This window comes from Streptomyces sp. NBC_00388, assembly GCF_036061255.1.
In the GTDB taxonomy this organism is placed as follows: Bacteria; Actinomycetota; Actinomycetes; order Streptomycetales; family Streptomycetaceae; genus Streptomyces.
Genome location: NZ_CP107948.1, coordinates 508,229 through 533,775, shown reverse-complemented (window position 1 = coordinate 533,775; position 25,547 = coordinate 508,229). Strand labels below are relative to the sequence as shown.

Sequence of the window (25,547 nt, the reverse complement as noted above, 5' to 3'; positions counted from 1 at the left end):
GAGCGGGACCGTTCCGCTCTCCGCTCTGCGCTCTCCGCCCTGCGCCGTCAGGCGGCCCGCGCCGGGGCGCTGTGCGCCGGGTGCAGCAGCGCGTACCGCAGGGGTGCCGACGGGTCGGTCGACACATCCGGCGGAGCGGCCTCCGCACCCGCGCGGACCAGCAGATCGCCGACTGCCGCGATCATCGCGCCGTTGTCCGTGCACAGCGCGGGCGGCGGGACGCGGAGGGTGATCCCCGCTGCCGCGCAGCGCTCCTCGGCGAGCGACCGCACCCGCGAGTTGGCGGCGACGCCGCCGACGACCACGAGCGTCCCGACCCCGTACGCCGAGCACGCGGCCACCGCCTTGCGGGTCAGCACATCGGCGACGGCCTCCTGCAGTGCCGCGGCGCCATCGGCGACCGGGAGGGGGGTCCCCTGGACGCGGTGCTGCTCCGCCCACCGGGCCGCCGCGGTCTTCAGCCCGGAGAAGGAGAACGCATAGGGGGCGTCGCGCGGACCGCTGAGCGGCCGGGGGAGGGTGACGGCCCCCGGCTCCCCGGCCCTGGCCGCCCGGTCGATCGCGGGGCCGCCCGGGTAGGGCAGGCCGAAGACCCGGGCGACCTTGTCGAAGCACTCGCCTGCCGCGTCGTCGAGCGTGTCGCCGAGATGGACGATCGGGTCCCGCGCCAGGTCCCGCACCAGCAGGAGCGAGGTGTGCCCGCCCGACACGATCAGCACCACGCAGGGGACGGGCAGCGGTCCGTGCTCCAGGGTGTCGACCGCGACGTGCCCGGCCAGATGGTGCACCCCGTGAAGCGGTACCCCCAGCGCGTACGCCAGCGCCTTCGCGCCCGCCAGACCCACCTGGAGGGCGCCCGAAAGCCCCGGACCCGTGGTCACCGCCACCGCGTCGATGTCGGGCATCCGCAGCCCGGCGCGCTCCAGCGCGCTGTCGACGACCGGGATCAGGGCGTGCACATGGGCCCGGGCGGCGATCTCCGGCACCACCCCGCCGAAGCGGGCATGCTCGTCCATGCTCGACGCCAGGGCGTGCCCGAGCAGCCGGCCGCCGGACACCAGCCCGGCGCCGGTCTCGTCGCACGAGGACTCGATCCCCAGCACCACGGGAAATCCCACCACGCCACCTCTCGCAATCTATGTGTAATTGCAACAAGTATGCAGGAGGGGGCGGGGCGTGCGCTCGGCCTGCTTGCGGGACGCCCGTCCTGTGAAGACGCCGCCGCCGGCAATTTGTGCATGTCACGGGCGTGCCATAAGAATGCGACGGCGGCTCCGTGAACAGCCGCAGGAGCACGCGCTGCAGGCCGGGCCTGCACCGTGACGATCCACCCCGAACCACCCGACCCGTGAGGAAGCCCCGGCCGTGGCCCCCGCACCGCCCCCGCACCCCGCTCCGGCGCCCGTCACCGTCGTCGGAATCGGCGCCGACGGGTGGGAAGGCCTCCCCGCCACGTCGCAGCAGTCACTGCTGGACGCCCAGATCCTCGTCGGTGCCGCCCGTCAACTGGCTCTGCTCCCGGAGCGATGCACGGGTGAGCGGGTCGAGTGGCCCTCACCGCTGCGGCCCGCCGTTCCCGGGATCCTGGCCGCTCACGCCGGGCGCCGGATCGCCGTGCTGGCCAGTGGCGACCCCATGTTCTACGGCATCGGCCGCACGCTGACCGAGGTACTCGGTGAAGGTGAGCTGCGCGTCGTGCCGCACCCGTCGTCCGTCTCGTACGCCTGTGCCCGGCTCGGCTGGCCCGTCGAGGACACCGAGGTCGTCACTCTCGTCGGCAGGCCCACTGCCCGGCTCGCCGCAGCCCTGCACGACCGGCGGCGGGTCCTGGTGCTCAGCGCGGGCGCCGCGACCCCGGCCGAGGTGGCTGCGCAGCTCAGCGCCCACGGCTTCGGCGCGAGCCGGATGAGGGTGCTCGAACAACTCGGCGGCGAGCGGGAGAACCTCACCGAGGGCACCGCTTCCGACTGGCCCCATCCGCCCGGCGATCCGCTCAACGTGATCGCGGTCGACTGCCGCCGTACGCCCGGCGTCCCGAGGACGGGCGCCGTACCCGGGCTGCCGGACGCGGCGTACGAACACGACGGGCAGCTCACCAAACGCCATGTGCGCGCGGCCACCCTGGGCGCGCTCGCCCCCGCCCCCGGCGAACTGCTCTGGGACATCGGGGGCGGCTCCGGGTCCATCGCGATCGAGTGGATGCGCACCCACCCCTCCTGTCGCGCCGTCACCGTCGAGCGCGACCCCGTTCGGGCCGGCCGCATCGCCCGCAACGCCTCCCGGCTCGGGGTCCCCGGGCTGCGGGTCGTCACCGGCGCGGCCCCCGAGGTACTGGCCGGACTGCCCACCCCGGACGCGGTGTTCATCGGCGGTGGCCTCACCGCTCCGGGCCTGCTGGACGCGTGCTGGGACGCACTGCCCGACGGCGGCCGGCTAGTCGCCAACACCGTGACGCTCGAGTCGGAGGCCCTCCTCGCCGACCGCTATCGCAGGCACGGTGGCGACCTGGTGCGCCTCTCCGTCGCGCACGCCGTGCCCGTCGGGGGCTTCACCGGCTGGCGGCAGGCCATGCCGGTCACCCAGTGGGCCGCCGAGAAGAACCCGTACCCACCCCTCCCTGGAGAAGACAGATGACCGTGTACTTCATCGGTGCAGGACCCGGCGCCGCGGACCTCATCACGGTGCGCGGCGCCCGGCTGCTCGCGTCCTGCGGTGTCTGCCTCTACGCGGGCAGCCTGGTTCCGCGCGAGCTGCTCGCCGCATGCCCGCCTGACGCCCGGCTGACCGATACCGCGCAGCTCGACCTGGACGAGATCACCGCCGAGTTGGTGCGCGCCGACCAGGAGGGCCAGGACGTGGCCCGCCTGCACTCCGGTGACCCGTCGGTCTTCAGCGCGGTGGCCGAGCAGATGCGCCGTCTCGACGCGGCGGGTATTGCCTACGAGGTGGTGCCGGGTGTGCCCGCCTTCGCGGCGGCCGCCGCGGCACTGAAGCGCGAACTGACCGTCCCCACCGTCGGCCAGACCGTGATCCTCACGCGGGTGGCCCAGCGCGCCACCGCGATGCCGGCCGGCGAGGACCTGGACACACTCGGCCGCAGCGGCGCCCTGATCGTGCTGCACCTGGCGGTGCAGCACACCGACCGGGTCGTGGCGGAACTCCTGCCGCACTACGGCGCCGACTGCCCGGCCGCTGTCGTGGCCCTGGCGAGCCGGCCCGGCGAGGTGGTCCTGCGGGGCACCCTCGACACCATCGCGGGCCAGGTCGGCGAAGCGGGGATCCAGCGTACGGCGGTCATCATGGTCGGCCGCACGCTCGGCGCCGAGCAGTTCGGCGACAGCCACCTCTACTCGCCGGAGCGCGAGCGGGAGTGCCGCTCCTGAGGGTTACCCGTCCGGGCCGGGCGGAAGCGTTCGTGGAACGGTCACCGTGACCGTTCCACGGACGGGAATCACCGAGCGGGTGGGGCGCCCGGGCGGGAGCGACCATCACCGTGGTGGTCCGGACCGACGCCTCACACGGTCTGCTCGTCCCGGGTGAAGAAGTCGATCACGTCTTCGAGTGTGGGGTTGTCAGGGACTTCGGCTCCGGCGTCGCCGACCGCGCTGCTGCGCGGGAACATCGCCTGCTCGTACGCGGCGAGGGCGGTCTCGATGTCGCCGGGGTGCGCGGCGAGGGCCTCCCCGAGTTCGGCGCCGTCCAGCAGGGCCAGGTTGGCGCCTTCGCCGTTCGGGGCTATCAGGTGGGCGGCGTCGCCGACCAGTGTCACCCCGGGCACCCGGTCCCACCGGTGTCCGACCGGCAGCGTGTAGTGGGGGCGGTGAACAGGCGCGGTATCGCTGTCGGTGATCAGGGCGGTGATTTCCGGGGCCCAGCCGTCGAACTCCGCCACGATCCGCGCGGTCGCCGCGGAGGGATCGCCGAAGTCGATGCCGGCGAACCAGTCCAGCGGCTTGGACAGCATCACGTAGGCGTGCAGGGTCTCGCCCTTCTCCCGGTGTGCCCCGATCTGCTGCTTGCCCGGCTCAAGTGCGAACATCGCCCCGCCACCAACAGCCTCGGCGGCAGCGGGGTGCCGCCTGCGACCGTCGAACAAGAAGGTCTCGACGAAGGACATGCCGGTGTACTCGGGCACGGCGTCGGAGAGCAGCGGCCGGACGCGTGACCAGGCGCCGTCCGCACCCACCAGCAGACTCGTCACGACGGTGGCTCCGCCGGCGAAGGTCACCTCATGACGGCCCCCGCCGAGGCCGCGGACACCGCCGACCTTGTGGTCCCACCGGACAGTGCCTGCCGGCAACGCGTCGATCAGCATCTGCCGCAGCTCGCCACGCTGTACCTCGGGGCGTCCGCCCGTGCCGTCGTCGGGCTGGTCGAGCAGGACGTTTCCCTCCCGGTCCAGGACTCGCGTCGCCTGACGGCCCTCCAGGACAATACTGCGGAACTCGTCCATCAAGTCGGCTGCCTGCAAGGCGAGTTGCCCGTTGTAGTCGTGGATGTCGAGCATGCCGCCCTGGGCGCGTGCCATCGGGGAGGGCTCGGCCTCGTAGACGGTGGCGGGGATTCCGTGTACGTGCAGGACGCGGGCGAGCGCGAGGCCCCCGAGGCCGGCGCCGATGATCGTGACGTCAGTGGTCATACGCATTCCTGGTCTGTCGCATGCCTGCGGGCTGGGCACCCGGCAGGATCTTCAGCAAGGCTCCAGCCCTCCGCCGACAAACCACCCACATCGAACCGACAGCCCCGACACGTGACCGACAGGGCGGCTCAGCGGCCCGGAAACCGCAGGCCGGGGCGGTCGTCAGCCGCCGGGACGAGGCCGGACGCGCGAGCCGGCGCAGGCGTCCTCTCGCCGGCCGGATCGGCCGAAGACCGCTGGACGGGCGGTGTGTTCCGCGCCGCGACCCTGCGGTGCCCGCCGACCGGCCCCTGTTGCGATCCCTGGTGTACCGGTAGCCGCAGCCGCAGCCGCAGCCGCAGCCGCAGCCGCAGCCGCAGCCGCAGCCGCAGCCGCAGCCGCAGCCGCAGCCGCAGCCCCGGGTCCTGGCCGTGCGCGCGAGTTCCGCGTCCGCACCGCGCGGGGGCGCGGTATCCGCCTGACTAGCATGGCTATGCCTGCATGCGACGGGGGAGGGGACGTATGGGCGAGAGAACCGATGGTCCGGCTGCCGGGGGACGAAGCGGTGGGGCTCCGCCTTCCGTACTGCGGCGGCACCTTGGCGCTATGCATCTCAGCGGAGCCATACTCCTGCTCACGTTTCTGGTGCCCCCGTCGTGGATGCTGGACGCCGGCTACGCGACCCCGCCGGGCGGCCCCACCGCGGATGCTCCCTTCTTTCTCCTTATCGCCGTGCCGCCGGTGTGCGCGAGCTTCCATGTGCTGGTGCAGATCCCGGCCGGGCTTCTGGGGGCCTGGCTGGGCAGGAGCCGCACGCCTCTGGCCACCTACGGGAGTGCGGTCGTGGCGGCAAGCGCACTGAGCTTGCTCCTCGTCCGGAGCGCGGGAGGGGATGCCTGGTCCACCGTCTTGCCGGTGTGGGCCGACGCCATGGTGCGCGGCTCGATCGGTCTGGCCGGGTACACATGGGCCGCGCGGATGCGGCCCGCACCCGCGCGGCCCGGACGGGGCTGACCGACGGGCCCGAACTCGCCATGCCGGGGCCGGCCTTCACGCCGGGCCGGTCCACGGTGCGCGATCGGCGGGCCCCCTCTTCTGCGGGCGGGTTGTCATTCCGTGACCCTCGTGTCAGGGTACCTGACAGTCGTTGTCCGATTCCAGGAGGAGCCCCATGACGATCGAGTACGCCACCGCCTACCGGCGGGCTTCCCGCATTCCGCCCGAGCCCGGCAAGCCGTATTTCATCGAGAAGGGCGAGGGTGACCGCGCCCACCTCTTCGGCGACCTCGTCACCGTCTACGCCGGTGGCGAGCAGAGTGAGAACGCCTTCAACTTCTTCACCGTCGAGGGGCCCAAGGGCGACATCATCCCCGCGCATCTGCACCCCGACACGTACGAGGTCTTCTATGTGACGGCCGGCGCCGTCCGCGTGTTCGTCGAGGACACCGGGGGCACTCAGCAGGAGAAGCTCCTTGCCCCCGGCGACTTCGGTTTCGTACCCAAGAACTGTCCGCACGCCTACCGCATCGAGCGTCATCACAGCCAGGTGGTCGGTGTGGCCGCGGGCCCGGGCGGAACCTTCGAGCGGTTCTTCGAGAGCTTCGGTGCCCCCACCGACCAACTCGGTCTGCCGCGCGAGCCGGTCGTGCCCACGCCCGACAAGTTCGCCACCATCCCTCAGCAGTACGACGTACGGTTCCTCCCCGGCCACCAGTGGAGGACGCGGTGAGCGCCGGAATGTCCCTGCCCGCGCGACTCGTCGCGCCGCACCCGGATGTCGCCCCGCTGCCGCACGCCGTGACCTTCGACAACGGGACCCGGTTGCTGCGCGGTGTCCCCTACGCGGCCCGTGACGGAGTGCGTCCCCTGGAGCTGGACCTGTGGCTGCCCCGCACCGCCCGCGCCGGGGCCGCCCCGCTGGTGCTCTTCGTGCACGGCGGTGCCTGGCTGCGGGGCCGGCGTGACGACATGGGATTCCGGTTCCGGGAATGGTCCCCGGGGCCGATGGCCCGTATCGCGGCCGAGGGGTTCGCGGTCGCCTGCGCCGACTACCGGCTCAGCGGTGAGGCGGTCTTCCCCGCTCCGCTGGACGACCTCGCTTCCGTGCTGCGGTGGCTGACGCTGCGCTCCGCCGAACTCGGCGTGGACACCGGCCGGACGGTGGTGTGGGGCGAGTCCGCCGGCGCGCACCTGGCCTCGCTGCTCGCCCTCACCCACACGAGTCCGCCCCTCGCCGCGGCGGTGGTCTGGTACGGACCCAGTGACCTCACCACCCCTCGCGGTGGCTTCAGTCCGGACAGCCCGGCATCGCCGGAGGCCGGGCTGCTGGGCGGCGCCCCTGCTGAGCTCTGCGATCAGGCCCGCGCGGCCAGCCCGCTCTTCCGCGTCCACTCCGGTGCGCCATCGTTCCTCGTCATGCACGGCGCGGCGGACACCATGGTCAGCCGTGCGCACAGCGAGGAGCTGGCGGCCGCGCTGGAGAAGGCGGGCGTGCCCGTCGGGCTGCGGCTGGTCCCGGGCGCCGACCACGGCTGGGCCGGGCTGTCCGACGGCCAGGTGGAGGAGATCTTCACCCGATCACTGCGCTTCGCCCGGGAGTCGGTGTCCTGAGGGCTGTCCTGAAGCCGTGGCTCTTCTGAAGTCATGGGAAACCACCGTTCTCGCCCCGTGCCGCCCGGCCGTGACGACCGGGAGGGGGCGCGCCGGGGAACGGTCGCTCAGGTGTGTTCGGGCTCGCCGTGGCCGCGCCCGGCCGCGCCGTACCTGAGGCCGTCCATCAGGAGGTCCAGGAGCCGGTGGGCGAGGTCGCTCAGGCCCGAGTCTCCCGCGATGAGCGTGGTGCCGCCGAGGCTCATCAACACGTCTTCGGGGGAGACGTCCGGGCGGATCGTGCCGTCCTCGGCCCCTGCCCGGACGAGGGACGCCAGCGCTTCCGTGAGCAGATCCCGGGTCTCCATGCGCAGCTCACCGTCCGCGACGAGCACCTCATGGAGCGCGTCTGCCATGGCGTGTTTCGTCGCCATGAAATCCATGAAGAGCCCCAGCCAGCTGCGGAGTGCCTGATCGGCCGGGGCCGATGCCAGGAGGCCGGGGGCGGCCGCGCAGAGTCTGGCGGTCTCGTTGCGGTACGTCGCCTCGACCAGGCGCTCGCGTGAAGGGAAGCGCCGGTAGAGCGTGCCGATGCCCACTCCGGCATCCTGAGCGATGGACTTGAGCTGCGCCTTGGCCCCGTCGCGGGCGAACGCCTGCGCGGCGGCCCCGAGCAGCCGGTCCTCATTGAGCTGCGCGTCAGCACGGAGAGGTCGCCGCTCTCCCTGGCCGTCCACCACGTTCTCCCCTGTCTGCCGACTGCCCCCGCGGGCCCGGACCGTGCCCGCGGGGGCACGCCGTTTGCAATGCGGAGCCGGGTCCGCTTAGTCTGGCTGTGAGCGGACGCGGCTCCGTTTACCGAGTTTAGAGGATCAACTGCACGGCAGTTCCCCCGCTCACGTTCGACGACTCGCCGACGACTCGCCGACGACGGCTCCCGCGGCGTCGCCAGGGCATCCGCCCCGTCCGAGCCGTGGCCCGCAGCACCGCCCCTCGCCGCCGCTGGAGTCAGGAGACAAGCCTCATGGCACGCACACTGCTCACCACCCCGTTCGGAGCGGAGTCCACCGCGCTGGAAGTCGTCAGCGGCGTCGACCTGTCGGGCAGGCGCGCCGTCGTCACGGGCGGCTCGTCAGGCCTGGGCGTGGAAACAGCACGGGCACTGGCCGCGGCCGGGGCAGACGTGACGCTCGCGGTGCGCAACACCGAAGCCGGTGAGAGGGCCAGGAGCGACATCGCGGCGACCACGGGAAATCAGAACCTCCACGTAGCGCCGCTCGACCTCGCCGACCGGGCGTCGGTGCGGCGCTTCGTGGCCGCATGGCAGGGGCCGCTGCACATCCTGGTCAACAACGCCGGCGTCATGGCGACGCCCCTGGTCCGGACGCCGGACGGCTGGGAGACACAGTTCGCCACGAACCACCTCGGGCACTTCGCCCTCGCCGCAGGACTGCGTGACGCACTTGCCCGGGCGCGCGGGGCGCGCGTCGTGGCCGTCAGCTCTGTCGGTCACACCGGCGGCAGCGTCGACTTCGACGACATCATGTTCGACCACCGCCCCTACGACGAGTGGGTCGCCTACGGCCAGTCGAAGACCGCCAACATCCTCTTCGCCGTCGAGGCAGCGAAGAGGTGGGCCGCCGACGGCATCCTCGTCAACGCCCTCAACCCGGGCCGCATCCCCTCCACGGGCCTCATGAGACATGTCCCGCACGCCGATGCGTCCACCGGCAGCGCCGGCGTCTCCTGGAAGAACGAGGAACAGGGCGCTGCGACGTCGGTTCTGCTCGCGGCATCGCCTCTCCTCGACGGCATCGGAGGCCGGTACTTCGAGGACTGCAACGAGGCCGGCCCCCACCAGCCCGGTGTCCGCCGCGGAGTAGCCGCTTACGCGCTCGACGAGGAGAACGCCGCACGCCTGTGGCGGGTTTCGCTCGACCTCGTCCAGGCCTGACTTCCGGTCTCCTCGACGCACCGGAGCAGCCGACGGCCGGTCCGCGGCGCAACCGGCGCCACGGGCCGCGCACGTGAGGCGCGCGCCGGGGCTCCGCCGCGTATCCGGCCGGGCAGGCGTGGGCAGCGGGCGCTACCTGAGCGGTCCCCCCGCCGCGCTGCGGCCCACGACGCCGCCCGCGCGGTCGATGCAGATGACGTCCACCGTGACGGGCGCGCCGCGCAGCACCGCCCTGGCCTGGTCGCGGGCGGCCACGGCCACCAGGTCGCCCAGCGGGATCCCCGCCGCACGGCACAACTGCAGGGCGGCAAGCCCGGTGTTGGCCTCCGCGACCTCGGCGGCCAGTGCCTCACCCGCGCCGCCCTGCCGTGCCAGTCCGGCGAGGAACCCCTTGTCCACCTGCGAGCGGGCCGAGTGCAGATCGAGGTGGCCGGCCGCCAGCTTCGAGAGCTTGGCGAAACCGCCGCAAATGGTGAGCCGGTCCACGGGGTGGCGGCGGACGTACTTGAGCACGGCCCCCGCGAAGTCGCCCATGTCGAGGAGCGCGTCCTCGGGGAGCCCGTGCTCGGCCACGACGGTCCGCTCCGACGTGGAGCCGGTGCACCCGGCCAGATGCGTACGTCCGGCTGCCCGCGCGACATCGACGCCGCGCCGGATCGAGTCGATCCAGGCGGAGCAGGAGTACGGCACCACCACGCCGGTCGTTCCCAGGATGGAGAGGCCGCCCAGGATGCCCAGCCGGGGGTTCCAGGTGGAGCGGGCGATCTCCTCGCCGTGGTCGACGGATACGGTGATCTCCGCGTCCGCCCCGGTGTTGTGGTGCTCGGCCACCCGCGCGATGTGCTCGCGCATCATCCGGCGCGGTACCGGGTTCACCGCCGGCTCGCCCACCTCCAGTGGCAGCCCGGGGCGTGTGACGGTGCCGACCCCCGGGCCCGCTCTGAACACCACCCCCGAGCCCGCCGCCAGCCGCCGGACGGTGACCCGCACCAGGGCGCCGTGGGTGACGTCCGGATCGTCCCCCGCGTCCTTGACCACACCGGCCATCGCCCGCCCGTCGCCCAGCTCCTCCACCGCCAGCGCGAACGACGGCGTCTGGCCCTTCGGCAGGGTGACCGTCACCGGGTCGGGGAACTCGCCGCTCAGCAGCGCGGTCCAGGCGGCCGTGGCCGCGGCCGTCGCGCAGGCGCCGGTCGTCCAGCCGGGCCGCAGCCCGGTGTGCTTGAGTTGGGCGCTGCGGCCACCACTCACTTCAGCCACGGAAGGCTCCGATGCACGTACTGATACTCGGCGGCACCAGCGAGGCCCGGCAGGTCGCCACGGGCCTGCACCCCGGGGTCCGCGTCACCAGTTCGCTGGCCGGGCGGGTCACACGGCCCGTGCTGCCGCCGGGCGAGACCCGTATCGGCGGATTCGGTGGAGCCGGGGGACTGGCGCAGTGGCTGCGCGAGCACGAGGTGGACGTGCTCATCGACGCCACCCATCCTTTCGCCGGAACGATCAGTTTCAACGCGGCGTCCGCCGCTGCCACCGCCCATGTTCCCCTGCTCGCCCTGCGCAGGCCCGGGTGGGTGGCGGGAGAGGGCGACGACTGGCATCCGGCGGACTCCCTTGAGCAGGCCGCCGCCATGCTGCCCGCGCTCGGACAGCGGATCTTCCTCACCACCGGGCGGATGGGCCTGGCCGCGTTCGCGGCTCTGGACGGGCTCTGGTTCCTGGCGCGGTCGGTCGACGCCCCGCACCCCCCGTACCCGCTGCACATGGAGACCCTGCTCGACCGGGGCCCGTTCTCGCTGGAGGGCGAGCGAGCGCTGCTCCACGACCACCGGATCGACGTGCTGGTCACCAAGGACAGCGGGGGACCCGCCACCGCAGCCAAGCTCACCGCCGCACGCGAGGCGGGGCTGCCGGTGGTCGTCGTCCGCCGTCCCCCCGTTCCCGGGGGCGTGCCGGTCGCCCGGAGTGCCGAGGAGGCCGTCCGCTGGGTGCGGGACCGGCAGGGCGCGGCCTGAGTCAGCGGCCTGAGCCGGGCCCGCCGCTCCGGCGGGTGGATCCGCCCTACCCCTCGGGGTACGTCCGGGGAGTCCAGACGATCTCCTCACCGCTGCCCCGCCGCACCGTCCGTGTCCGGGAGGAGCCCACGAGCAGAATGGTGCGCATGTCGACCTCGGCCGGATCGAGCGCCGCCAGCCGTACGATCCGGACGCTCTCCTCCGGCCCGCCGATGTCCCGGCCCAGCACCACTGGCGTATCAGGGGCGCGGTGTTCGAGGAGAACGTCGCGGGCCTTGCCGACCTGCCAGGTACGGCTGCGCGAGCCCGGGTTGTACAGGGCGAGCACCAGGTCGGCCGCCGCCGCGCTGCGGAGCCGCTCCGCGATCACCTCCCACGGCTTGAGCCGGTCGGAGAGCGAGATCGTGGCGTAGTCGTGGCCCAGCGGCGCACCCGCCCGGGCGGCAGCCGCGTTGGCGGCGGTGACGCCCGGCAGCACGCGCACCGGAACATCGCTGTACACGTCCTGGGCCGCGACCTCCAGCACGGCGGTCGCCATGGCGAACACCCCGGGATCACCACCCGAGACCACGGCGACCTTCCTGCCGCGCCTGGCCAGTTCGAGAGCGAACTCGGCGCGCTCCGACTCCACCTTGTTGTCGGAGCCGTGCCGTCGCTGCCCGGGCCGGACCGGGCAGCGGTCCAGATACGTGGTGTAGCCGACCAGGTCGTCGGCGGCGGCCAGCGCCCCCCGGCTCTCCGGGGTGAGCCAGAGCGGCCCCGCGGGGCCGGTGCCGACCACGACGACGTCGCCGTGCTCCCGTACCGGCTCGGGCGCACCCACACGGCTCGGCAGCACCGCGACCGAGAAGTACGGCACCGATCCGGCCTCCACGTCGGCCAGTTCGCCGGTGCGCTCCCCGGGCATCGTGGCGCGCTCCACATAGCGGGCCTCCGCCATGCGGCCCGAGCGCCCGATCGCGCGGTGCACCGCGGGGAAGGTCCGGCCCAGTTTCATGACGACCGCGGAGTCGGTCGACGCCAGACGTGCTGTCAGCTCCTCCTCGGGCAGGGTGCCCGGCAGGATCGTCAGCACCTCCTCGCCCTCGACGAGCGGCACACCCAGCCGGGCGGCGGCCGCACTCACCGAGGTCACTCCCGGGATCACCTCGGTCGGATAGCGGTCGGCCAGCCGCTTGTGCATGTGCATGTACGAGCCGTAGAAGAGCGGATCGCCCTCGGCGAGCACCGCCACGGTCCGGCCGGCGTCGAGATGCGCGGCCAGCCGGGCCGCCGCCTCCGCGTAGAACTCCTCCATCGCGCCCCGGTAACCCCCGGGGTGGTCCGTGGTCTCCGTGGTGACCGGGTAGACCAGCGGCTCCTCGATGTGGTCGGCCCGGATGTGCCCGGCAGCGATGGACCGCGCTATGGACCGGCCGTGCCGGGCGCTGTGGAAGGCGATGACCTGTGCCTGGGCGATGACCTCCACGGCGCGTACGGTCATCAGCGACGGGTCACCCGGGCCGAGCCCGACTCCGTACAGCCGCCCGGTGCTCTGCTCGCTCATGCTGGTGTTCATTCCTCTTCGCTCGCAAGGGCGTTGATCGCGGCCGCGGCGATGGCGCTGCCGCCGCGCCGCCCGCGCACCACCAGGTGGTCGAGCCCGTGGACCGGGTCTGCGAGTGCGTCCTTCGACTCGGCGGCGCCGACGAAGCCGACCGGCACCCCGATGACCGCGGCCGGGCGCGGCGCGCCGTCGCGGACCATCTCAAGGAGGCGGAAGAGCGCGGTCGGCGCGTTGCCCACCGCCACCACGGCGCCCTCCAGACGGTCGCGCCACAGCTCCATCGCGGCGGCGGTGCGGGTCGTGCCGAGCTCCGCTGCGAGGCCCGGCACCGACGGGTCGGACAGCGTGCACACCACTTCGTTGCCGGCGGGCAGCCGCTTGCGGGTCACTCCGCTGGCGACCATGGCCACATCGCACAGGATGGGCGCCCCGGCACGCAGCGCCTGCCTGGCGCGTGCCACCACCTGTGGCGTGTAGGCGAGATCACGCACCAGGTCGACCATGCCGCAGGCGTGGATCATCCGTACGGCGACCTGGCTCACATCGGCGGGCAGCCCCGAGAGGTCCGCCTCGGCGCGGATGGTCGCAAAGGACTGGCGGTAGATCGCCGGGCCGTCCTTCTCGTAGTCGAACACTGTCTTCTCGCTCATTTCGTCACTGCGGGAGGGTCGTGGTCCGGGCTTCCGCCACGGTGGCGGCGAACTCTGAGGGGTCGTTCATGCTCGTGCGCAGCGGTTCGCCGCGTACGGAGACGTCATATCCGGTGGCCGTGGCGACCACGTCCACCCGGTCGCCCTGGGGACGGCCGCAGCGCCGCGCGCACCCCGACCAGTACACGGGAAGGCCGTGCCCCGTGCCGGGCGCCAGAGCGGCGTCGGCGCGCACATCGGCCAGGGACTTCGCACAGCCTGGGCGCCCGATGCACGCCCCCACTCCGTGCCAGGGGGAGTCCGGTCCTGTGATCATGCCCGCGCCGGACAGCGCGGCGAGCCGGGCCGCCGCGCTGTCCGGGCCGAGACCGGGGACCACCACGCCCCGCCAGGGCGTCAGCCGCAGCTCGCCGCTGCCGTCGTGCAGCGCGGTGCCGGTCAGCAGGTTCCACTGGGCGGAGGTGAGAAGGCCCAGCGGCGCGATGACGGACAGCGCCGCCCGGCCGCCCGGGCCCGTCACGATGCCCGGAGCGGGACCGGCTGAGGACGGCCGGCGTTCCGGCCGGTCCCGGACCCGGGCCGGGAGGCCGGCAGCTGCCAGCCGCTCCGCCACCGCACGGACGAACACCGCTGGCCCGCCGGGCAGTTCCGCCACCCGCCAGGCGCCGGTCCCCGCTTCGGCTGCCGCGTCCAGGAAGGTCTCGGCAGCCACCAGTGCGCAGCGGGCCGCGTATGCGGCCGGGACCGCCAGTGCTTCCCGGGCATCGCCGGCCCACAGCAGCGCCTCACCTCCCGGCGAAGCGACCAACGTCACATCCGCGCCGAGGCGCGCCACATCACCGCGGCCGTCGTCGAGCGCGAACAGGAACCGCCCGGACAGCCCGGAAGCCTTCTCGCAGTCACCGAGCAGGGAGTCCAACTCCCTTGCCCAGCGCTGCACATCGGACGCGCCCCGTCCGTCGAGCCCGCACAGCGGCGAGGCCACCACATTGCGGGCCCGCTCATGGCGTACGGACGGAAGCAGCCCGGCGTCCCCGAGCACATCCGCGAGTTCCCGGCCGCTGTCCGGGGCCAGCCCGCGCAGCTGCACATTGCCGCGTGACGTCAGGTGGAGCGCCCCGTCGCCCAGCCGCTGCGCCGCGTCGAGGAGCGTCCCGGCCTGGGCCACCGTCAGCACGCCCGCCGGGATCCTGACCCGCGCCAGCGCACCGTCGTCCGCGGAGTGCAGGCGCAGGCTGCCCGGACACGCGTCACCCCGGTCACGGCGGCGGGCCGGCTCCCGTGGGGACGCAGGTGCGGAGGACTGGGGCATGGCGGCGAGCATACCGACCGGTCCGCAAGGGCCGTGTCCTGCACCGATGCGACGGCCCGCGCTGCCGGGCGTCCGGCGGGCGGGCCCGGCGGCCCACTGCCGGCCGCCCCCCAAGGTCGTTACTATGCTTGCCGACGGGCCGTACGGCCCGTCATCGCCTAAGACGGCGACAGGGGAGGAAGCCCGGTGAGATCCCGGCGCGGTCCCGCCACTGTGAGCCCGGCTCTCCGAGCCGGGTGAGCCAGAGACTCCCTTCCCCACGCTCCCGGCTCCGCCGTGAGCAGGGGAGACCCATTCCTACACAGCTCGGGGCGCGGACACCCCGGGGAAGGAACGACGCCGCATGCTCCTGCTCCTGTCGACGTCCGACACCGATCTGCTCAGCGCCCGTGCTGCGGACGGCCCGGTCGCGTACCGCTTCGCCAACCCCGCCCGGCTCCAGCTGACCGATCTGCCCGCGCTCCTCGAAGGCGCCGACCTCGTCGTCGTCCGTCTTCTCGGAGGCATCCGCGCCTGGCAGGAAGGGCTCGATCTGCTCCTGGCGGACGGGCGCCCCGTCGTCGTCCTCACCGGGGAGCAGGCCCCCGACGCCCAGCTGATGGAGGCGTCGACCGTCCCGGTGGGCATCGCCGCCGAGGCCCATGCCTACCTGGCACACGGCGGCCCCGCCAACCTCGACCAGCTCGCACGCTTCCTCTCCGACACCGTGCTCCTCACGGGCCACGGCTTCGAGCCCCCGGCGCCGGCGCCGAGCTGGGGCCCGCTGGAACGCACCGCCCGCACCACGGACGGGCCGACCGTCGCGGTGCTCTATTACCGCGCTCACCACATGAGCGGCAACACCGCCTTCGTGGACGCCCTCTGCGAAGCAGTCGAGTCCGCGGGCGGCCGGCCCCTGCCGCTCTACGTCGCCTCGCTGCGCGCTCCCGAGCCGGAGCTGATCGACACGCTGCGCGCCGCGGATGTGATCGTCACCACCGTCCTGGCCGCCGGCGGAACGAAGCCCGCCGAGGCGTCCGCCGGGGGCGACGACGAGTCCTGGGACGCCGGCGCGCTCGCCTCGCTGGACGTCCCCATCCTCCAGGCGCTCTGCCTCACCGGTTCACGGGCCGCCTGGGAGGACAACGACGAGGGCGTCTCACCGCTGGACGCGGCCAGCCAGATCGCCGTGCCCGAGTTCGACGGCCGGCTGATCACGGTGCCCTTCTCGTTCAAGGAGGTCGACCAGGACGGGCTCCCCGCCTACGTCGTCGACCCCGAACGTGCCGCCCGTGTCGCCGGGATCGCCGTGCGCCACGCGCGTCTGCGGCACATAGCCCCCGCCGACAAGCGCCTCGCCCTGGTGCTCTCCGCGTACCCGACCAAGCACTCCAGGATCGGCAACGCCGTCGGACTGGACACGCCCGCCAGCGCCGTCGCCCTGCTGCGCCGCCTCCGCGAGCAGGGGTACGACTTCGGTCCGCAGGAGGTCCCCGGTCTCGCATCCGGTGACGGCGACGAACTGATCCGCGCGCTCATCGAGGCCGGCGGCCACGACCAGGAATGGCTCACCGAGGAGCAGCTCGCCCGCAACCCCGTCCGTATCCCCGCCGCCGACTACCGGCGCTGGTACGCCACACTTCCCGCCGCGCTCCGGGCGAACGTCGAGGAGCACTGGGGCCCCGCGCCCGGGGAGATGTTCGTGGACCGCAGCCGCAACCCCGAGGGCGACATCGTGCTTGCCGCCCTGCGGCACGGCAATCTGCTGGTCCTCATCCAGCCGCCGCGCGGCTTCGGCGAGAACCCGATCGCGATCTACCACGACCCCGATCTGCCGCCCTCGCACCACTACTTGGCGGCCTACCGCTGGGTCGCCGCCTCCGCGGACGACGGCGGCTTCGGCGCGGACGCCATGATCCACCTCGGCAAGCACGGCAACCTGGAGTGGCTGCCGGGGAAGAACGCCGGCCTGTCCGCCGCGTGCGGCCCCGACGCCGCCCTGGGTGATCTTCCTCTCATCTACCCGTTCCTGGTGAACGACCCGGGCGAGGGCACCCAGGCCAAGCGCCGTGTCCACGCCACGCTGGTCGACCACCTGGTCCCGCCGATGGCCCGGGCCGACTCCTACGGCGACATCGCGCGCCTGGAGCAACTCCTCGACGAGTACGCCCAGATCGCGTCCATGGACCCGGCGAAGCTCCCCGCGATCCGGGCCCAGATCTGGACGCTGATCCAGGCCGCCAAGCTCGACCACGACCTCGGGCTTGAGAACCGGCCCGACGACGAGGGCTTCGACGACTTCATCTTCCACGTCGACGGCTGGCTGTGCGAGATCAAGGACGCGCAGATCCGCGACGGGCTGCACGTCCTGGGTACCCCGCCCGCCGGGGCCGACCGGGTCAACCTGGTGCTGGCCATTCTGCGCGCCCGGCAGATCTGGGGCGGCACCGCCTCCCTGCCGGGGCTGCGCGAAGCCCTGGGCCTGGACGAGGCCAACGCGACCCGCACCGCGGCCGACACCGCCGAGGAGCAGGCGCGTGTCCTGGTCGAGGCCATGGAGGCGGCCGACTGGGATCCCGGGGCCGTCGCCGAGGTGGCCGAGGGCCACCCCCGCGCGGTCGCCGACATCCTCGGCTTCGCGGCCCGCGAGGTCGTGCCGCGGCTGGCCGCCACCACGGACGAGATCGACCACGCCCTGCACGCGCTGGACGGCGGCTTCGTCCCGGCAGGCCCCTCCGGTTCCCCGCTGCGCGGTCTGGTCAACGTCCTGCCGACCGGCCGCAACTTCTACTCCGTCGACCCCAAGGCCATCCCGTCCCGGCTCGCCTGGGAGACCGGACAACTGCTCGCCGATTCGCTGCTGGAGCGCTACCGCACCGACAACGGCGAATGGCCCACATCGGTGGGTCTCTCCCTGTGGGGGACCAGCGCGATGCGCACGTCGGGCGACGACGTTGCGGAGGCTCTCGCGCTCCTGGGCATCCGTCCGGTGTGGGACGACGCCTCACGCCGCGTCACCGGTCTTGAGCCGGTCCCGCTCGGTGAGCTGGGCCGCCCCCGCATCGATGTCACCCTGCGCATCTCGGGCTTCTTCCGGGACGCGTTCCCGCACACCATCGGCCTGCTGGACGACGCGGTACGGCTGGCCGCGTCCCTGGACGAACCCGACGAGCAGAACTTCGTACGCGCCCACACCCGGGCCGACCTCGCCGAGCACGGTGACGAACGCCGGGCCACCACCCGGATCTTCGGCTCCCGCCCCGGCACCTACGGCGCCGGGATCCTCCAGCTCATCGACAGCCGGGACTGGCGCACCGACGCCGACCTCGCCGAGGTGTACACGGTCTGGGGCGGCTATGCCTACGGCCGGGAGCTGGACGGCCGCCCGGCCCGCGCGGAGATGGAGACCGCGTACAAGAGGATCACGGTCGCGGCGAAGAACACGGACACCCGCGAACACGACATCGCGGACTCCGACGACTACTTCCAGTACCACGGCGGCATGGTGGCCACGGTCCGGGCACTGCGCGGAAGCGCGCCGGAGGCGTACATCGGGGACTCCACCCGTCCCGAGACCGTTCGCACCCGCACCCTCGTCGAGGAGACCTCACGGGTCTTCCGCGCGCGGGTGGTCAACCCCCGGTGGATCGAGGCGATGCGGCGGCACGGCTACAAGGGTGCCTTCGAACTCGCTGCCACCGTCGACTACCTCTTCGGATACGACGCCACCACCGGGGTCGTCGCCGACTGGATGTACGACAAGCTCACCGAGACCTACGTACTCGACCCGGTGAACCGCGACTTCCTCCAGCAGGCCAACCCCTGGGCCCTGCACGGGATCGCGGAACGGCTGCTGGAGGCTGAGTCCCGGGGCATGTGGGCCGAGCCGGACCCGGCAACGCTCGAAGCGCTGCGCCAGGTCTATCTGGAGACCGAGGGAAACCTGGAGGGCGAGGACTGACCGTCCTGGCCCCCCGAGGCGGGTCCCGAGGGCGGCGCGGCAGCGGAGCCGCGCCGCCCCGCAGTGGTGCGCGGCGACGGAACCCGTCCGCCGGCGGGCCGATGCGCCTCCGATACCCGCCCACGGGGAGCCGGTTGCAGCCACGGCAGCCCGGAACCTAGGGTGAAAGGGCCGTGGTGCTCGGGAAGACCGGTGACAGCCCCTTCGGGGGGTCTCAGACCGGAGCGGCCCTCGCCACTGTGATCGGGGAGCCCCGTCCCGTCGAAGCCACTGGCCGCGCCCGCGGCCGGGAAGGCAGGGCCGGAGGCGAGCGTCAGCGAACCCGTCAGCCAGGAGACCGGCCACGGCATCTCACGAAGTGATCCACGAGGTGCTGGAGCGTGACCCGCATGACCCTGCCCGAAACCGCCGTGTTCGCCTGGCGGCGCGAGGACACCCTGCGTACCGCCGGACTGCTGGCGGTGATAGCGGCGCTCCACGCCGTCGCGTTCGGCGTCCTGTTCCTGCTGGTGGAGCCAGGGCACTACGAAGTCGGCTCCAAGGCGTTCGGGGTGGGCCTCGGCGTCACCGCGTACACACTCGGGATGCGGCACGCCTTCGACGCCGACCACATCGCCGCCATCGACAACACCACACGCAAACTCATGGCCGACGGGAAGCGCCCGGTCTCGGTGGGCTTCTGGTTCGCGCTGGGCCACTCCAGTGTGGTGGTGGCCATGGCCGCGCTGGTCGCCGGGGGAGCGCGGCTCGCCGGCGTGCTCATGAACGAGGGCTCGGACGCCCATCAGGTGCTCGGAGTCGTCGGCACGAGTGTGTCCGGTACCTTCCTGTACCTCATCGCGGCGCTCAATCTCGTGGCCCTCGCCGGGATCCTGCGGGTGTTCCGGGAGATGCGCGCCGGACGTTTCGACGAGGCCGAACTCGAATCGCACCTGGACTCACGCGGGTTCATGAACCGCATACTCGGCCGGTTCACCAAGTCCATCACCAGGCCGGGCCAGATGTACCCCCTCGGCTTCCTCTTCGGCCTGGGCTTCGACACCGCGACCGAGGTCACCCTCATGGTGATGGCGGGCAGCGGCGCCGCAGCGGGGCTGCCCTGGTACGCCGTCCTCTGTCTGCCGCTGCTCTTCGCGGCCGGCATGAGCCTCTTCGACACACTCGACGGCACCTTCATGAACTTCGCGTACCAGTGGGCCTTCTCCAACCCGGTGCGCAAGGTCTTCTACAACCTCGCCATCACCGGTCTGTCGATCGCCGTCGCGTTCCTCATCGGCACCATCGAACTGATCGGTGTGCTGCACGACAAGCTCGGCCTCCAGGACGCGGTCACCGACTGGATAGCGGGCCTCGATCTCGGGAACGTGGGCTACCTCATCGTCGGACTCTTCGTCCTGGTATGGGTCGCTGCACTGGCCTACTGGCGGATTGCCAGGGTGGAGGAGCGGTGGACGCTCCGGGCCGCCGACAGCGGCTGAACCGGCAAGGGCGGGGGCTGCTGGTGAGCCCGCACCCCCGCCTGCCACGGGTGCGACCACGGCGTGTCGCGGGCCGCGGGGGTGAGGGTTGAGCCCGTCGGAGTGGTTGTGCACGCGTTTCCGGCGGTGTCGGCGGTGCTTTCGCGCCGTTGTATGGCAGTACGGTGCCATGCAGTCTGAAAATCACACTAATACGCAAGGGCGTCGCAGGTTCGTACGCGCCGCCGTGGGTCTCGGCGCTCTGGCCGTCGGCGGAGTGTTCTCCCGGGCCTACGGTCCCTCCGGCGCCACCGCGCCCCATCCGTCACACACACCGTCCACCGCCGCACCGCCCCACCGCGTCCGGGCGCCGGCCGCCGGGCCGCCGGCGGCCGTGCCCGCCAGACCCCCCACGTACCGGCTGCGCCCCTTCGCTGGCGAGACGTCGATGGGCTCCCCCTCCCGGAACCCGGCGGTCCGCACCCACGCGGTCTACTCCATGGACGGGCCGGGCCGCAGGATCGCCCTCACCTTCGACGACGGCCCCGACCCCCTCTACACACCCCAGGTGCTGCGCATCCTCGCCCAGTACGACGTGCAGGCGACGTTCTGCGTGATCGGTGAGAACGCCGTCGAATACCCGCAGTTGCTCCATGACATCGCGAACGGGGGCCACGCGGTCGCCAACCACTCCTGGACCCACCCCCAGCTCACCAAGGTGAGGCCGGCCGCCGCCCGGTCCGAACTCACCAGGACCAGCGAGCTGATCGAGAAGGTGCTCGGCGCCCCGCCGGAGTGGGCCCGCGCACCGTACGGCGACTGGAACCCGGCCACCCTCGGGATCTGCGCCGAGCTGGGCATGGAGCCGCTGGGCTGGTCGCTCGACACCAACGACTGGGCGCGGCCGGGAACGAAGAGCATCACCGGCTCCGTGCTGCGCGACGTCAAGGACGGCGCGATCGTGCTCTGTCACGACGGCGGTGGCAACCGGTCCCAGACCGTCGCCGCACTCAGGTACTACCTTCCCCGGCTCCTCGACAGCGGCTACATCCCCGTGCGGCCCGATCTCTGACCCCACGGCACCGCCCCGCCGGGTCACCGCGGTGGCCCGGCGACGTGGACGCGAGGAAGGATGTATGTGCCCCGGTTCCGGATGATTGTTACGCTCGATCGATGAAATTCGGCGCCAACATCCTGAACTTCGGCCCCGGCACCACCCCCGCCACACTCCTCCGGCAGGCGCTGGACGCAAGGGAGTTGGGCTACTCCTTCGCGATGATCTCCGACCACGTCGCAGTGACCGCCGATGTGCACGAGGCGTACCCGGCGCCCTTCTATGATCAGTTCGTGCTCGCCGCGCATCTGGCCGGGCGCGTACCCGGGCTCACCCTCGGCACGACCGTCACGGTGATCCCCTACCGTCACCCGCTGCACACCGCCCGTATGGCTGCCAATATCGACTGTCTGAACCCGGACGGATTCATCCTCGGCGCGGGGACCGGCTGGTCACGGACCGAATACGCGGCGCTGGGGGTCCCGTTCGCCGAGCGGGGACGCATCGCGGACGAGTATCTGGCCGCGATCCGGGCCGCCCTGACCGAGGACCCCACCACCTTCCGGGGACGGTACGTCTCGTACGAGGACGTGCACACCGCACCGGCCCCCCAGGGTGCCCCCGGGCTGCCCGTCTGGGTGGGCGGCAACTCGCCCGCGGCGCTCCGGCGTGCGGCCAGGCTCGGCGAAGGCTGGCACCCCTATCTGGCGACGCTGCCCGCGATGCGGGCGGGGCTCGCGGTGCTCGCCGAGGAGGCGGAGCGCGCGGGCCGGGCGGCGCCCGCCCTCGTGCCCCGGCTGCAGGTGCGGATCACCGGGAGCAGGATCGGCGGGGACCACCCGGTGGGCCACGGCACGCCCGACCAGATCCGCGAGGAGCTCTCGGCCCTGGCGGACCTCGGGGCCACCCATCTGCTCCTGGACACCAATCCGGATTCACCCGCCCTGCGCGGCACTGCGGACGAGGACCGCCGGGTCCTGGAACTCCTCACCGAGCGGGTGCTGGACCCGGAGTCGGGAACCGTTCGCTGACAGGCGGCGGTGAACGGGGCGGTTCCGCCGGTGCGGAGCGCTGGGGCAGTGAGTGGCGCGGGGCGGTGCGGCCGGGCGGTGGATGGAGACGAGCCCGGGGTGCGTCGGGTCAATTACCGCCGGAGGGTGACCGGTTACTACCGCTCGCAGGGGCCTGGCCATAGTAAAAGACAGAAACACGGCGCACCCTCTTGCGGTGCCATAGCAATCGCTTACATGCTGACGCCCAACCGCACACCGGCGATCAGGAGATGTCATGCGCATGCCATTCAGTAGGGTTCCTTCCCTCAGGCCGCCCGGGCGCCGGCTCGTCAGATCCGGCACCGTGCTCGCCGCCACCGCGCTCCTCGCCGTCGGCGCTGCCGGGCAGTCGTGGGCATCGACGCCCACACTGCGCTGGACCACCGGCTCCCCGGCCCCGGTCTCCACGCTGCAGCTTCCGATGTCCGTGGACTCCGCCCCCGACGCGGCCGGCATGTACTTCGCCTACTACACGACACTGGAGAGCGGCACCCGGCCGTACGCCGGTTTCCAGCCGGAACCGGTCGACGCGAACGGGCACCACGCGCTCCAGGCGGTCTTCAGCTCCTTCAACGCCGACGCCACCACCACGGACACCCACTGCACCTACGGGGCCGACGGCGGAGCCGGAGTGAGCTGCGCGGTCCGGTTCGCGTACACACCCGGGACGATGTACTCACTCGTACTCAAGCGCGCCAGTGTCAGCGGTGACACGCAGCTGATGTCGGGGGACGTCGTCGCGACCGCGACGGGTGCGCCGGTGGCGCACATCGGCACCTTCGGCCTTCCTTCGGCGTCGGGGCGGTTCAAGAGTGCCGACCAGGGATTCATCGAGCCGTACCTCACGGCCGGCTGCGGCCAGCGGGTCACGGTGACCTACGGGAAGCCGGTCGGTACCGAGGCGGGTACGGATCATGTGGGGAGTCTCCCCACTGTCGCCGACCCGGCGTCGGGCAGCTGCCTGAGCACCACCTCGCAGACCACGGGGCAGGGGCAGCAGGTCACGGTGGCGGGCAACGCCGTGGCGGCGGATCGCTGAGGCGTGCCGTCAGAGCAGCGCCGACCGCCCGGAGGGGCGGCCCGGTCGGGCCGGACCGGGCCGGGACCGCAGGCCGGGGCGCCGCCGGGCGGTCGGCGGCCCCCGGCCGTTCGCGGGGGAGCGAGAGGGCCCCGGGGCGGCGCGTCCCTACTTCACGACAACGGTCCACCGGGTGTCACTCAGCCCGGTCCGGATGTGCAGCAGTGCCGTGCTGGTGGACTGCGAGGAGGCGACCGCCAGCGGCAGGGTGGTGTGGAACGCGGCACCCGGAGCCAGGGCCGGCACACTCCAGTACTGCCAGCTGCCGCTGAACCCCGAGGTGCCGGTGAACGACTGCATCTGGGTCGCCGCGGTGGTGGATCCGGAGGTGTTGGTGAGGGTGACGGGCACGGAGGTGGTGGTCCCGCGTGGCACGGTGCAGTTGCCGCTGGGGGGTGTCGCGGTGGCGGTCAGCGGTCCGGTGCTCGGCGTTCCGGTGAGCACACCCATCTCGTACGCGTTCTGTGCCACCCAGTTGCAGGCCGTGGCGTCGTTGGCGGACGCCTCCCACACGACCGCGCCGTCGGTCTTCGCCTTGAGCTGCTCGATGGTGTAGCCCCAGGTGCTGCCCGACATGGTGGCACCGCCGGGGCTGCCGTCCCAGCTCGGTGAAACATACGGGTAGACGGGCTGACCCGGCGCGAGGGCGTGGTCGTTGGCCACGGACGCGTCGAGGGTGCTTGTCCAGGCGGCATCCGTCTGGGAGCTGCCGCGGTAGGCGCGGGGCGCGAAGAAGTCGAACAGGCCGTTCTGGTGCAACTGCTGGGTAAGGCTGTTGTTGGTGGTCGACGAGTCGTAACCGTACATACCGACCGGGGCGGACGGCGCAGCCTTGTGCGTCCAGGTGACGAGCTGCTTCCAGAGGCCGAAGGCGTTGGTCGCCGCCTTCCCCGAGAGGGCCGTGAGCACGATGTTCTCGAAGTCGAGCACGACCGGTGCGGATGCGCCGCCACCGAACTGGCTCGCGCTCATGTAGTCCTTGACCTTGCTCTCGTAGGCGGCTTCGGACGGCAGCGCCCCGCCGTTCGAATAGCAGCCCTCGGCGTCGCAGGTGAGGGCGAAGTAGTCGTACACGACGGTGGACTTGACTGCGCCGTACTGCTGGAGGCCGGGTGTGCCGGTGCCCCGTTCATTGGTGAAGACGGTGAAGCCGGAGCTCGCGGAAGCCGTCGGTGCGAGCGCCGTCAGTGCGGCGACGGCGGTCGCGAGGGTGACGGCGGCCCAGCCCCGCACTCGTCCGCGGGGGGCGTACCTGACGGTGCGTGGGGCCGAGCGGTTCATTCGTCCGGGGTGCATCCCAAGTCCTCTCGCTGCTGCGGGAATCCGGTGCGGTCCACCTGGACGCCGCTCCCCGCCGGAGGGAGAAAGCGCTTTCCCGAGGGGAAGGTAGGATCGGCCACCGCTCCGGGTCAAGAGGTCCCGGTGTGAGGGGAGTGTGCAGCACTCCCGGGCGGTTGCCGGCCCCCACCCGCACCCGCCCGCCGGCGTCCCCGCTGAAGGGCGGCGGCCGGCCCTCCCGTGACCGGCTGTCAGCCGGCGAGGAAGTCCCGTACTCCCCGGGACACCCCGTCGTCCCCCAGCAGGTCGTTGTGGCTCAGGCATCCCGCATCCGTGTTGGCCGCGCCCTCCAGGGCGACGCTGCTGTCCGGATCGATGACCTCGTCGCACTCCGACCAGAAGGTCGCGTACTTCACGGTGCCCGGTGTCTCGTCTCCCGAGGCCAGCCGGTCCTGTACGTAGGAGCCGGGCGACATGTCCCGGCAGGCCTGGTCCCAGATCACGCACGCCCAGGTGAGGTAGGTGCCGTGGTTGGGTCCGCCCAGCGAGACCCAGTGGTCCACCGTGCCGGTGCCGCCGAGGAACTTGACGTACCAGCGGGTGGTCAGGCTGCCGAAGGAGTGCGCGACCAGATCGACCTTCGACGCCCCCGTGGTGCGGAGCACGTCGCTGACGTAGGCGGCGAACTCCCCTGCCAGCACCTCGTTGACGGACTGGTGGGTGTCGTAACCCCAGCTGAACAACTGGCCGTCCGTGTAGCCGTCGGCCTTGAAGTCACTGATCATTCCGCCCCACACACCCGGATCGGCGTTGTAGCCATGGACGAAGATCACGGGGTTGTGCGCCTTCCGCGGTGTGGCGTGCTGTGCGGCCAGGGATGCGGGGGCTGTGCCCCATATCAGTGCCAGTGCGCCGAGCAGGGAGAGCAGCACGGTGGATCCGCGTCGCATGAGGGTCTCCTGTGTGGTGAGGGGAGCGGGGGTGTGCACGGGAGGCGTCCGGCCGGT

The 25,547-nt window shown here is 72.4% G+C and carries 21 protein-coding genes and 2 riboswitches; of the genes, 12 read left to right on the top strand and 9 right to left on the bottom strand.

What is annotated here, in order from left to right; genetic code table 11:
* Window positions 1-47: 47 nt before the first annotated feature.
* Window positions 48-1,118, bottom strand: coding sequence for a tRNA (adenosine(37)-N6)-threonylcarbamoyltransferase complex transferase subunit TsaD (gene tsaD, locus OG917_RS02520; protein ID WP_328315842.1), 1,071 nt, complete (start codon window positions 1,116-1,118; stop codon window positions 48-50).
* A gap of 247 nt (window positions 1,119-1,365) precedes the next feature.
* Here tsaD and cbiE point away from each other — a divergent pair, with 247 nt between their 5' ends.
* Both cbiE and cobM read left to right on the top strand, forming a co-directional pair.
* Window positions 1,366-2,634, top strand: coding sequence for a precorrin-6y C5,15-methyltransferase (decarboxylating) subunit CbiE (gene cbiE, locus OG917_RS02515; RefSeq protein ID WP_328315841.1), 1,269 nt, complete (start codon window positions 1,366-1,368; stop codon window positions 2,632-2,634).
* Window positions 2,631-3,383 (top strand): precorrin-4 C(11)-methyltransferase, encoded by a 753-nt coding sequence (gene cobM, locus OG917_RS02510; protein WP_328315840.1) that lies wholly within the window; start codon window positions 2,631-2,633, stop codon window positions 3,381-3,383. Before cbiE ends, cobM begins: the two co-directional genes overlap by 4 nt.
* A gap of 131 nt (window positions 3,384-3,514) precedes the next feature.
* On the opposite strand, the gene OG917_RS02505 is transcribed toward cobM, so the two are convergent.
* Complete coding sequence (locus tag OG917_RS02505) at window positions 3,515-4,639, bottom strand: FAD-dependent oxidoreductase (protein ID WP_328315839.1); 1,125 nt, start codon at window positions 4,637-4,639, stop codon at window positions 3,515-3,517.
* Window positions 4,640-5,224: 585 nt separating this feature from the next.
* Between OG917_RS02505 and OG917_RS02500 the strand changes: the two genes are divergently transcribed.
* The 3 genes from OG917_RS02500 (at window position 5,225) to OG917_RS02490 (ending at window position 7,228) form a co-directional block, all read left to right on the top strand.
* Window positions 5,225-5,632: a hypothetical protein gene (locus OG917_RS02500; protein WP_328315838.1), complete on the top strand. Its 408-nt coding sequence runs from the start codon at window positions 5,225-5,227 to the stop codon at window positions 5,630-5,632.
* 157 nt (window positions 5,633-5,789) lie between these two features.
* Window positions 5,790-6,347 (top strand): quercetin 2,3-dioxygenase, encoded by a 558-nt coding sequence (locus OG917_RS02495; protein WP_328315837.1) that lies wholly within the window; start codon window positions 5,790-5,792, stop codon window positions 6,345-6,347.
* Entirely contained in the window at window positions 6,344-7,228 is an 885-nt protein-coding gene (locus OG917_RS02490; protein ID WP_328315836.1) for an alpha/beta hydrolase, read from the top strand. Before OG917_RS02495 ends, OG917_RS02490 begins: the two co-directional genes overlap by 4 nt.
* A gap of 107 nt (window positions 7,229-7,335) precedes the next feature.
* Here the strand turns inward: OG917_RS02490 and OG917_RS02485 are convergent, their stop codons facing one another.
* Window positions 7,336-7,944 (bottom strand): TetR/AcrR family transcriptional regulator, encoded by a 609-nt coding sequence (locus OG917_RS02485; RefSeq protein WP_328315835.1) that lies wholly within the window; start codon window positions 7,942-7,944, stop codon window positions 7,336-7,338.
* 287 nt (window positions 7,945-8,231) lie between these two features.
* Between OG917_RS02485 and OG917_RS02480 the strand changes: the two genes are divergently transcribed.
* The gene (locus tag OG917_RS02480; RefSeq protein ID WP_328315834.1) at window positions 8,232-9,161 is read left to right on the top strand and encodes an SDR family NAD(P)-dependent oxidoreductase; all 930 of its coding nucleotides are present in this window, start codon (window positions 8,232-8,234) and stop codon (window positions 9,159-9,161) included.
* 132 nt (window positions 9,162-9,293) lie between these two features.
* On the opposite strand, the gene OG917_RS02475 is transcribed toward OG917_RS02480, so the two are convergent.
* Window positions 9,294-10,421: a cobalt-precorrin-5B (C(1))-methyltransferase gene (locus OG917_RS02475; RefSeq protein ID WP_328315832.1), complete on the bottom strand. Its 1,128-nt coding sequence runs from the start codon at window positions 10,419-10,421 to the stop codon at window positions 9,294-9,296.
* 11 nt (window positions 10,422-10,432) lie between these two features.
* On the opposite strand from OG917_RS02475, the gene OG917_RS02470 reads away from it, so the two are divergent.
* A complete protein-coding gene (locus OG917_RS02470; protein ID WP_328315831.1) occupies window positions 10,433-11,173 on the top strand; it encodes a cobalt-precorrin-6A reductase in 741 nt (246 codons plus the stop codon).
* A 46-nt stretch (window positions 11,174-11,219) separates the two neighbouring features.
* On the opposite strand, the gene OG917_RS02465 is transcribed toward OG917_RS02470, so the two are convergent.
* Genes OG917_RS02465 through cobG form a run of 3 tightly spaced genes read right to left on the bottom strand, consistent with a single transcriptional unit; the run spans window position 11,220 to window position 14,681 of the window.
* Entirely contained in the window at window positions 11,220-12,719 is a 1,500-nt protein-coding gene (locus tag OG917_RS02465) for a precorrin-2 C(20)-methyltransferase (RefSeq protein ID WP_328315830.1), read from the bottom strand.
* 8 nt (window positions 12,720-12,727) lie between these two features.
* Entirely contained in the window at window positions 12,728-13,354 is a 627-nt protein-coding gene (locus tag OG917_RS02460; protein ID WP_328321607.1) for a precorrin-8X methylmutase, read from the bottom strand.
* 19 nt (window positions 13,355-13,373) lie between these two features.
* Window positions 13,374-14,681: a precorrin-3B synthase gene (gene cobG / locus OG917_RS02455; RefSeq protein WP_328315829.1), complete on the bottom strand. Its 1,308-nt coding sequence runs from the start codon at window positions 14,679-14,681 to the stop codon at window positions 13,374-13,376.
* A 154-nt stretch (window positions 14,682-14,835) separates the two neighbouring features.
* A riboswitch (cobalamin riboswitch) is annotated at window positions 14,836-14,932 on the top strand.
* 92 nt (window positions 14,933-15,024) lie between these two features.
* Here cobG and cobN point away from each other — a divergent pair.
* The 5 genes from cobN to OG917_RS02430 all read left to right on the top strand — a co-directional run bounded on the left by cobN (window position 15,025) and on the right by OG917_RS02430 (window position 23,223).
* Window positions 15,025-18,621, top strand: a complete 3,597-nt coding sequence (cobN, locus tag OG917_RS02450; RefSeq protein WP_328315828.1) for a cobaltochelatase subunit CobN — start codon at window positions 15,025-15,027, stop codon at window positions 18,619-18,621.
* Window positions 18,622-18,778: 157 nt separating this feature from the next.
* A riboswitch (cobalamin riboswitch) is annotated at window positions 18,779-18,981 on the top strand.
* 29 nt (window positions 18,982-19,010) lie between these two features.
* Window positions 19,011-20,099: a HoxN/HupN/NixA family nickel/cobalt transporter gene (locus OG917_RS02445; RefSeq protein ID WP_328315827.1), complete on the top strand. Its 1,089-nt coding sequence runs from the start codon at window positions 19,011-19,013 to the stop codon at window positions 20,097-20,099.
* Between the two features lie 373 nt (window positions 20,100-20,472).
* Window positions 20,473-21,150, top strand: coding sequence for a polysaccharide deacetylase family protein (locus tag OG917_RS02440; RefSeq protein ID WP_328315826.1), 678 nt, complete (start codon window positions 20,473-20,475; stop codon window positions 21,148-21,150).
* A 101-nt stretch (window positions 21,151-21,251) separates the two neighbouring features.
* Window positions 21,252-22,163 carry a TIGR03619 family F420-dependent LLM class oxidoreductase gene (locus tag OG917_RS02435; RefSeq protein WP_328315825.1) on the top strand — a complete coding sequence of 304 codons (912 nt, stop codon included), beginning with the start codon at window positions 21,252-21,254 and terminating at the stop codon, window positions 22,161-22,163.
* 262 nt (window positions 22,164-22,425) lie between these two features.
* Window positions 22,426-23,223 (top strand): hypothetical protein, encoded by a 798-nt coding sequence (locus OG917_RS02430; protein ID WP_328315824.1) that lies wholly within the window; start codon window positions 22,426-22,428, stop codon window positions 23,221-23,223.
* 147 nt (window positions 23,224-23,370) lie between these two features.
* Here the strand turns inward: OG917_RS02430 and OG917_RS02425 are convergent, their stop codons facing one another.
* Both OG917_RS02425 and OG917_RS02420 read right to left on the bottom strand, forming a co-directional pair.
* The gene (locus OG917_RS02425) at window positions 23,371-24,558 is read right to left on the bottom strand and encodes a hypothetical protein (protein WP_328315823.1); all 1,188 of its coding nucleotides are present in this window, start codon (window positions 24,556-24,558) and stop codon (window positions 23,371-23,373) included.
* 233 nt (window positions 24,559-24,791) lie between these two features.
* On the bottom strand, window positions 24,792-25,490 hold the full coding sequence (locus OG917_RS02420; RefSeq protein ID WP_328315822.1) for an esterase/lipase family protein: 699 nt from the start codon (window positions 25,488-25,490) through the stop codon (window positions 24,792-24,794).
* Between the last annotated feature and the right edge of the window lie 57 nt (window positions 25,491-25,547).